The sequence below is a fragment of the Paenibacillus chondroitinus NBRC 15376 genome (genome assembly GCF_004000765.1).
In the GTDB taxonomy this organism is placed as follows: Bacteria; Bacillota; Bacilli; order Paenibacillales; family NBRC-103111; genus Paenibacillus_E; species Paenibacillus_E chondroitinus.
The window spans coordinates 154,112-162,939 of record NZ_BILW01000016.1; the positions used below are offsets into that span (position 1 = coordinate 154,112).

Here is an 8,828-nt window from a genome sequence, read left to right on the forward strand (position 1 = left end):
AGTTGTTAGCTTTTTACTGTAACCGGGATATCGGAGAGCTTGTTGGTCAGTTTGCGATAATCCTCCTGCACATTAGCAGCGATGTGGTTCCATTGGTAGTTTTTCTGCAGCAGCTGGTAGGCGCTGTCGGCCATTTTGGCGGCTAATTTAGGATGCAGCAGCATTTCGGTAATATGCCATGCCAGCGAATCAACATGTCCCGGCAGAGCTTTGTAGCCGTCCACGCCATGCCGAATGATTTCGGCCAGACCGCCTGTATCTGAGAGCACGAGGGGCCGCCGACTGGCCATAGCCTCCAAGGCAACAATTCCGAAAGGCTCATATAGGCTCGGTATGACACAAACATGGGCATATTGATAGAGCTGGGTACGGTAGCTATCATCTATGAAGCCAGTAAACAAGACGCGATCTCCTAAATGGGCAGCTAACGTGCGAAGTTCGTTTTCCATCGGTCCTGAACCGGCAATGATGAGTTTTGCTTGCGGCACATGGGTTAAGATGCCTGGCATGGCATGGATGAGCGTCTGAATTCCCTTTTCATAAACAAGCCTGCCAATATAGAAAATGACTTTATCCTGCTTCGCAATTTCACGAGGACGTTTCACTGTTTCCTTACCGGATGCCAGAGAGAGCTGAATGCCATTCGGATGAACAATGACTTTATCCGGGGGCAAGCTGAAAATGCGGACAACTTCCTCTTTCATATAGGAGCTGCAAACAAAAACGCGGTTGGCCTCATACGTCAGTTTCCACTCTAACTGATGAATTTTGCGCTGTAGGTCAGAACCCAAATCCCCTTGATTTCTTCCCCATTCCGTCGCGTGAATCGTCGCTATCAGAGGGATGTTATAACTCATTTTTATTTCTCTCGCAGCGTGAAAAACCATCCAATCATGGGCATGCAGAAGATCGATGCGGCCGCCGTTCTCCACCCAGTTGACCAGATGATCCGTCATGGCCAGATTCATTTCGAAAGTCCAATGGTAAAAAGAAGTATCACCGGAATGCTGAACAGGCAATCGATGGACATAGACGCCATTTTTATACTCAAAAGCAGGTGCGCCGTCATTGGACGTCGTGATGACATGCACGATTTCTCCGAGGGAAGCAAGGGTTTCCGACAATTCATGGACGGCTTTCGATAAACCGCCGACTTGTTTGGGCGGATATTCCCACGCCAGCATGAACACATTGTGGCGATGTTTTGTAGCTTCGAGCAAGCCTTCCCATTCACTTCTGCTAGGAATAATAGGAATAGGCGATTGGATGCTGATGCTTCTGAAAGCTTGATACTCGACATCCGGAAGAAAATTATCATGTTCCTCCAGTGCAGCAAGGAAATCCTCATCGATCTGGTTGCGATTCAATTGATCACAGAGCTGGTGGAAGCAGCCAAGATGCTTTTTTATCCGGCGGCTGGCATAATCCGAGTAGGTTGCCGAGTCCATCATGAACGCCCAATCGCTGCTCTGAGCCAGCATGAGCTCTCTGGCGGCTTGATTCAAAGCGCGCTTGAACACATCGGCAGTTGCTTTCTCAGCTTGATGAAGATGCTCCTGATTTGTGGCGAAGTGAATCATCCGCTTCTCCGCTTCATGAAGATGACGGTAAATCCAGTCATTGCCTGCTTGCAGCCAGGTTTCAGAGCTGTGGTTGCGGCCTGCGCTGGAAGGGTTCAATTGGCCAACGCCGGCCGAAGGATACTCATCCAGATACTCGCTTGGCGTTATCATTTTCACCGCCGTCTGATCGAGAAACATTTTGCGGCATAGCTGCTCTAGAAAGTGGGGACCTTCATACCACCAATGCCCAAAAAGCTCCGCTTGAAAAGAGGAGACGATAACCGGCTTTCGATCCAGCCAGCGAAGCGCTTGTTGCACCTGTTTTTGGCGATGTTTGAGAAAATCATCCGCATGCTCTTCCGCTCTTTCCGAGGCGAGTGCGGGATGATAGGGCATTTTGAGTCGGCCTTTACTGGTATTGCGGTCGTATTTGAATCCTGCATCATTTGCCGAATAATAATCGCGATAAAGAAAGTCGCTGCTATACCCATCCTCAGGCGAGCAAATTTGGTGCATAGATGCTACATCACATGGAAAAGCCGTCACGCCGTCAGTGGCCGTCAGCAGCGGAGCCAACTGTTCCCGGTGAGGGTGAGGGGATGCAAAAGCAACAGCGGTGGCGTCCGTGAAAATATACCGGATGCCGGCTTCGCTTAAAATCCGCTCAATCCCCGGCGTATAGCCGCATTCGGGTAACCAGAAGCCGCGTGGCTTTTGATCGAAATAACGCTCAAAGTCTTTCACTGCGGTTAGAATCTGAGCCCTGATGGATTCTTCCGTTTGCATCAAAGGCAGATAGGCGTGCGTAGCGGCGGATGTTACGATTTCTATGTGTCCTAGTTCTTGAAAATGTTTGAAGGCGACAATGACATTTCCTTCATAACTCTCGTACAGATCCAGCAGCTTTTGGAACCTCTGCGAATACTGGTAGGCAGCCGGAAGGAGGACGGGGTCCTGTTGCAACCGAACCTGTTCGCTATCTGCCAGCGTAATAAGTTTTTGGAGATATATCCGATATTTGGCTTGCCAAAACGGATCGCTGAACAGAGATAACAGTGTCGGAGTTAAGGAAAAGGTCATGCGGAAATCAATTTGATCTTGCGAGAGCTGCTGCATGACTTCCAATAATGGCAAATACGTTTCGGTCATAGCCTCAAAAAACCAGCGTTCTTCCAACGCAGTGTCCGGACCTTGGTGGCTGATATAAGGAAGATGAGCATGCAGGACGAGGGCGAAATACCCCTTAATCTCAGGCTTCGATTTCAAGCGATTAATCAAAACTTATCGTCACCTCGGTTCTCCCCAATTCTCTTCCGAATCTTTGGGGGTTGCGACACAATTGGATCGAAGTAAAGGGATAAACTCATGCTCCCACGTATACGTCCCTACATCCACGATATAGCTGCGATTAGCTCCAGCTTGATGCAAGTAGGCATGCGTAGTTTCGGGCGGCACGGTTGTATCCCAGAAGGTATGGGCATTATGTCCATTAAAGAGTACATGCGTCACATCGTACAAACGGATGACACACGGCATAGCGGCGAAGTCACATTCAAAATGCTGGGACACCAGCCACCTGCGCCTGTCAGATATTTCCCAATATGCATAGAGCGAATTTGTACCAACAACCATAAGATGAAGTAAGTCCTTGTAATATCTTCCAGGCACCTCATACTCCGAGATTGGTGAGGTTTTCAAGGCTATTCCTCTTTTCTGGGCATTCGCATTTCGGGCGACCATTTTCTTGTAAAAGCATTCGCTTTTCAACAGAAAAATATGCGTGGATTGCTAAAATCTAGATGTCTCGTAAAAAAGGAATTTCACACTTTTAGGGCGAATATATTGGATTAATCCGGGTGACAAAGATGATGCTATGATGCAAGTTTTCCTCACGGAAAACGCAAAGGGAGTGATATCGATGAGTTTTTGTTGTGGCGCTAGTATGATTGGAACAAAAGGTACATTGAAGCACATCCGTACACAAATTCATAATGTGCCGATTCTCTTCTGCCCGGTATGTCACCACATTGAGGTTCACTATCTGGTAGAGAACGAATACGAGATACTGGCGGAATACGCCCACGGTGATGGGGCTGCCGAGGTTGATTTTGTAGAATACGTAGATGGGAAAGACCATCTGCTGCATGACAATTGTGTGAATCATGAAGGCGAAGAGCCTATGGATATTGTACGCAGCCAGATCGATATGGCGCTGGATCTGCTCATGGTGGCGAAATCCTTGGCGGATGCCGAGTGGGAAGAGCAGCTCATGAAACGACTGAAAATGCTGAGTGTACGCCGCGATAAGCTGAAAAACAAAAAAACCTCCAAGCCCATGTAGAGGTTAAAGATAAAAGCCGCTATCTTTTCCTAACGGAAGAGGGAGCGGCTTTTTGTTTTGATGAATTTAGATTTACTCATGAATCTCATGGAGCAACCGCCCGAATTCTTTTTGCAGACTTCTGCTTAAAGGGATTTTTATGGGCGTATGATTCAAGTGAATAAGAAATCTGCGGGATGTAGGAAATCCGCTGTCCTTCACGTAGCTGACAACATGCCGCATATTGACAAGAAAGCCCTTGAAGGGGCTGAACATCAATGGCGAGCTCTGAGATAAGATATCCGATAAGTTGGTGCTGGAATCCATCTGTGCACCATTCTTGAGATGAATTCTGGATAATCGCTTGTCCTCTTTCTCGATGAAAAGAATCGATTCCTCCGAGATCGGTAACTGCGATTTTTGATTTTTTACAGTAATCCAATTTGTTTTCATTGAGCCTGGCGTTTGCTGCATATGACTGCGTTCCAATTGAATCTCGGTAATGGCTTTGCGGATGGCTGCTTGAAACTCAGGCAGCATCACGGGCTTTGACAAGAAATAAACAGAACCGAGGTCATGAAAACTCGTGAGGATATGATCGATATTGGTCGTTCCGCTAACCATGATGACCTTCTGCTGATAACCGGCTTTGCGTAAGGTCTGTACCATGGCAATGCCGTCCAGATTGCCTTCCAGGCCAATATCGACGAGCAGGATATCCGGGAGAAGCTGTTCATACATTCGAATGAATTGTTCGCCGTCCGTGGCGATCGAAACGACATCTAATTCGCACTGCTGACAATAGATTTCAAGTAATTTACCAACCCAATGATTATCTTCCACAATAGCAACGGTGTAAGGATGCCCCATACGATCATCGCACTCCATTTCTCTAAGACCATCCATGCATTCTGTCAGCTTATGCTCAGAAACAGCCAACTTAGTCCACATTGAACGCAAACGATCTATTATCCTGTATAATTCTAGTTGCAGAGTTAATTGATGTAATTTCTGAAGAGCAAGCTTAGAAATGAGGGGTTAGTATTTGTTTACATGGGCGATATTTATCTTGACCTGTCTTGATTTTGTTCCCATGATTCTGTTCTCATTGGTTCTATTCAGACAAAAAATAAAGCCGCACGGGTTGCCGATTGCTTTGGCTTTCCTGGCTGGAATGTTGGTCACATACCTAGGCCAAAGGCCTATTTTATACATATGTATCATCTGTGTGCTACTAGTATCTGTTTGGAGATTTTTTCCGATACCTGCCGTCATTCTCGCATTATCCGGATACATCCTGTCTGTGATTGTATCGACTGGCGTTTATGCAATATGGGAACTGACTCCGCTCACTTCGTATGCGGCAATGAAAAATAAACCGGATGAGTTCGTTATCGTCCTGCTTCTGGTATTAGGCGCGAAATGCGGTATTCTTGCAGGCATACATAAACTTCGCCTGGGTTTTACGTTCTTGACGCATTACACGCGAATAATGCCAACCAAAGAAAATGCAGGCTTCTATCTTTTCATTATTGTCGTAATCGTTGGAATTATTTACCGACATTCCTATCCAAACAGTGTGCTAAGCGCACTGATGCCGATTCAATTGCTTGGTATCGCAACAGCTCTATTCATCTATGTTATGCTAGGTAAGGAGCTTAGCTTTCAACGATAAGGGATGGCCATCACCATCGGCCTGAGCAACAGCGCCAGTATTGCGAGCCACATAATCCACAAGGGTTTGATGATGTTTCATCTGCGCCATGGCAGCGATGGTAACATAAGGTCCATCTTCATAAGCATCAAAATAAAGTTTGCCTTCTGAGGGGGCATACTTTTTTATTTTATTCAAATTGACGAACAGGTGCATATCCATTTTTGCAAATTGAAGATCCAATAATGCTTCTATGAAACTAGTAAAAGCCACGAGTGATTCTACGTTTTCTTCCACCATGCCATCTTGCGAGACGTACTTGATCGATTTCGTACCGAACTCTACATACCAGACATTATCTAAACGGATTTCGTTAGGCGTCTGCCAAGATGACGCCTCCTCCAGATATCCGGCTTTCATTAAAAGATCCGTGTAAGGATATTGATAAGCTTGCGAAAGCTTCCTTAAGGTGTCAGGGGATGGCTTGATGATGTCATTCGTGGTACGATTACGTCCGAGCTCTAAGTCTCGAATGTACGCATGAGACAGGCCGCTTTTGCTGGCAACCTTGCGCAAGGACATCTTGCCTCGCAGCGTCTCGAGAAACTTGCCAAATTGATTACCTTGTTCCAAATGAAACACCTCCTTACCATAATTGTAAAGGATTCTAGTTTAAATTGAAATCGTCTACAGAGGTTTTATTTCCCAGTAGGTGCTCATTTGGATATCTATGTTATAATAAATTTGCTTTTTATTTCTGCTTTATATATGTTGTACCCCCCGAATTGATATACATAAGGACGAATTTACTATACTGTGAGGTGGAAAGGTGCTACTGGTACTATTCAAAAGGTTCCTTGGAAAAAAGGAATCCCAGGGTCAAAGTGAATCCTATGCCTCTTCCCTTGAGGTTACCATACATCAAATTCAATCAGGAGACCTAAGACTTAGGAATCAATTTATTTCCGACTATCAGCCCTATGTAGCTAAAGTGACAAGCAGGTTCTGTAAAAGATATATAGATCCGGCCAGGGATGATGAATTCAGCATTGCTTTAGGGGCATTTAATGAAGCCATTAATCAATATTCTTCTGTGATGGGGAGATCTTTCCTCGGGTTTGCCGAAACCGTCATGCGGAGAAGGTTAATTGATTTCTTGCGTAAAGAACAACGTTTCAAAGGACAGATTCCTTATAGTTCATTCGATCAGGAAGATGATGAAGATAACCTACTCAATCCGATTGAGGTTCATCAAGCCATAGAAGCTTATGAAAAGCAAAAAGGACTTGAAGAACGGCGAAGTGAAATTATGGATTTCAGTCGCTGCTTAAGTGACTTTGATATCGATTTCTCTGAGTTGACGGAAGCCTCTCCTAAACATGACGATTCCAGACAGATGCTTTTCGGCATCGGTCGGACGCTGGCACAGGATGCGGAACTAATGCGGACTCTTCTAACGAAACGGCAGCTACCCATTAAAGAGCTGCTGGAGCAAGTACAGGTTTCTAGAAAAACCTTGGAGCGCAACCGTAAATATTTGATAGCTATCGCTCTCATTTACAACGGTCCATACCCTTACTTGCGGGATTATTTACATATTCGAGAATGAGGACGGCATTAAGAAAGGAAGAGCAGCGCATGAACAAGGGAATCGTAATGGAAATAAGCGACACCTCCATTATTGTCATGAGTCCAGAGGGTCGGTTTGAGAAGCTCCCTAGGGGAACACGAAATTGTGAAGTAGGAGAAGAAATCCTGTTCGCACCTGCGATAAGACGCTTCCGGGTACCGCAAATAGGGATTCTTTCTGGTTTGGCCGCCGCAATTATCGTGTGCTTCGTCTTGGTATCCACTTTAACGGGAAGTGTGCCAGGTGGCCAAGTGGTTGCTTACGTAACCATAGATATCAACCCAAGTGTCGAAATTGGGATTGATGACAAAGAGGTTGTTCAAGATCTACAGGGATTAAATTCAGACGGCGATGAGTTAATCAGCACCTTGGAGTACAAAGGCAAGTCGTTGGAAGCTGTTACCTCAGACATCTTGGATAAAGCGGAGCAGGGAGCCCTTGCCAAAGGGGAAGGCGATATAATCATCTCATCTACAGTCGTAGAGCAAAAAGCAGCTGTGAGTGATGAGGCGATTGCCACTAAATTAAAGAATCAGGTTAGCAAGCATATTGAGCAATCGCACCCCGATCAAGTCAAGAACTATGAAGTGACGGCGTTCGCAGCACCGCAAGAAGTGAGACAAGAAGCCAAGGCCAGCGGTGTATCTGCAGGGAAATATGCCATCTATCTTAATGCCGTAGACAACGGGGCAAATGTATCGCTGGACGACATCAAAAGCGTCTCCATTCATCAGCTGGCCAAAGAAAACGGCGGGATCGACAAGCTGGTGCCATCATCTAAGCCTATTGATAAGTCTTCACTGCAAAGACTTGTCGCCGATGAAAAATCAGGAAAATTGAGTGAGCGAATTCAGCAAATTCAAAATGACCGAGATAAAGGCAAAAGCAATGCCAGCAGTGATAAAAACGATAAGAATGACAAGAACGATAAAAATGGCAATGGTAATAATAACAATACCAAGATCGGTAAAAACGAGAATAATGGCAAGCCTAGCGTGAAGCCGACACCTACGCCTACGCCAAGAAACAACCGCAATGATGACAAGAACGGCCAGAATGTTAAGAACGGTCGTGACGATGATGATGACAAAAATGGCAAGAACAACAACGATGATAAGAACGGCAAAGATAACAATGGCAGGGATAACAACGGCAAAGATAATGAAGATGATGACAAAAATGCATCCAAACCTGGCCGTAAGGACGACAATGACGATGATCCGAAAAATGGATCATCGTCAAAGCCACGAGAGACCCCTAAGCCTAGTGTAAAGCCTACCGTCAAACCAACAAGCCCGAGCAAGCCGACGGCAAAACCGACAGCGAAACCAACGGCAAAGCCGACATCGACTCCGAAGTCAGAAGATAACAATTTCAATTGGAATTGGGGCAATCGGGATTGGGGACAGAAGAAGGACGGCAAGGATGATTGATGAGCAGTAACCCTGAGACACTTGGTCTCAGGGGTTTTTATTTTGGGGGAGGGGAAACCGTCTACGCCGATCATTTAAGGGAACTAGAGGCCACTTTTTGCTGCAAAACAGGCGTTTGGTTGATGTAAGGGAACTCTGATCCCTTATTTTTCTAGTTTGCGACGAATTGCTGCTCATTTTGAGAGAATAGCGCCTTGTAGTTCCCATACACACTCTAATGTGCTGCTTT

At 45.7% G+C, this 8,828-nt stretch carries 8 protein-coding genes; 4 read left to right on the forward strand and 4 right to left on the reverse strand.

Going from position 1 to position 8,828, the window contains the following annotated elements; all coding sequences use genetic code 11:
- Positions 1-5: 5 nt before the first annotated feature.
- Positions 6-2,840, reverse strand: coding sequence for a 1,4-alpha-glucan branching protein domain-containing protein (locus PCH02S_RS19125; protein ID WP_127455537.1), 2,835 nt, complete (start codon positions 2,838-2,840; stop codon positions 6-8).
- 9 nt (positions 2,841-2,849) lie between these two features.
- On the reverse strand, positions 2,850-3,260 hold the full coding sequence (locus PCH02S_RS19130) for a DUF4912 domain-containing protein (protein ID WP_164819628.1): 411 nt from the start codon (positions 3,258-3,260) through the stop codon (positions 2,850-2,852).
- A gap of 220 nt (positions 3,261-3,480) precedes the next feature.
- Here PCH02S_RS19130 and PCH02S_RS19135 point away from each other — a divergent pair, with 220 nt between their 5' ends.
- Positions 3,481-3,903: a hypothetical protein gene (locus PCH02S_RS19135; protein WP_127455539.1), complete on the forward strand. Its 423-nt coding sequence runs from the start codon at positions 3,481-3,483 to the stop codon at positions 3,901-3,903.
- A 72-nt stretch (positions 3,904-3,975) separates the two neighbouring features.
- On the opposite strand, the gene PCH02S_RS19140 is transcribed toward PCH02S_RS19135, so the two are convergent.
- On the reverse strand, positions 3,976-4,833 hold the full coding sequence (locus tag PCH02S_RS19140) for a LytR/AlgR family response regulator transcription factor (RefSeq protein ID WP_246069162.1): 858 nt from the start codon (positions 4,831-4,833) through the stop codon (positions 3,976-3,978).
- 352 nt (positions 4,834-5,185) lie between these two features.
- Between PCH02S_RS19140 and PCH02S_RS19145 the strand changes: the two genes are divergently transcribed.
- Positions 5,186-5,557 carry a hypothetical protein gene (locus PCH02S_RS19145; protein ID WP_127455541.1) on the forward strand — a complete coding sequence of 124 codons (372 nt, stop codon included), beginning with the start codon at positions 5,186-5,188 and terminating at the stop codon, positions 5,555-5,557.
- Here the strand turns inward: PCH02S_RS19145 and PCH02S_RS19150 are convergent.
- Positions 5,528-6,169, reverse strand: coding sequence for a helix-turn-helix domain-containing protein (locus PCH02S_RS19150; RefSeq protein ID WP_127455542.1), 642 nt, complete (start codon positions 6,167-6,169; stop codon positions 5,528-5,530). The two genes, PCH02S_RS19145 and PCH02S_RS19150, sit on opposite strands and share 30 nt — an antisense overlap.
- Before the next feature lie 196 nt (positions 6,170-6,365).
- On the opposite strand from PCH02S_RS19150, the gene sigI reads away from it, so the two are divergent.
- Together sigI and PCH02S_RS19160 are read left to right on the forward strand one after the other, a co-directional pair.
- Positions 6,366-7,145, forward strand: coding sequence for an RNA polymerase sigma factor SigI (gene sigI / locus PCH02S_RS19155; RefSeq protein ID WP_127455543.1), 780 nt, complete (start codon positions 6,366-6,368; stop codon positions 7,143-7,145).
- A gap of 29 nt (positions 7,146-7,174) precedes the next feature.
- Positions 7,175-8,599: an anti-sigma-I factor RsgI family protein gene (locus PCH02S_RS19160; RefSeq protein WP_164819629.1), complete on the forward strand. Its 1,425-nt coding sequence runs from the start codon at positions 7,175-7,177 to the stop codon at positions 8,597-8,599.
- The last annotated feature ends 229 nt before the right edge of the window (positions 8,600-8,828 follow it).

Bases quoted from the DNA above. Each gene is read 5' to 3' on its own strand.
- PCH02S_RS19135 (WP_127455539.1), top strand. From the start codon at position 3,481: ATGAGTTTTTGTTGTGGCGCTAGTATGATTGGAACAAAAGGTACATTG.
- PCH02S_RS19160 (WP_164819629.1), top strand. From the start codon at position 7,175: ATGAACAAGGGAATCGTAATGGAAATAAGCGACACCTCCATTATTGTC.
- PCH02S_RS19140 (WP_246069162.1), bottom strand. From the start codon at position 4,833: ATGTGGACTAAGTTGGCTGTTTCTGAGCATAAGCTGACAGAATGCATG.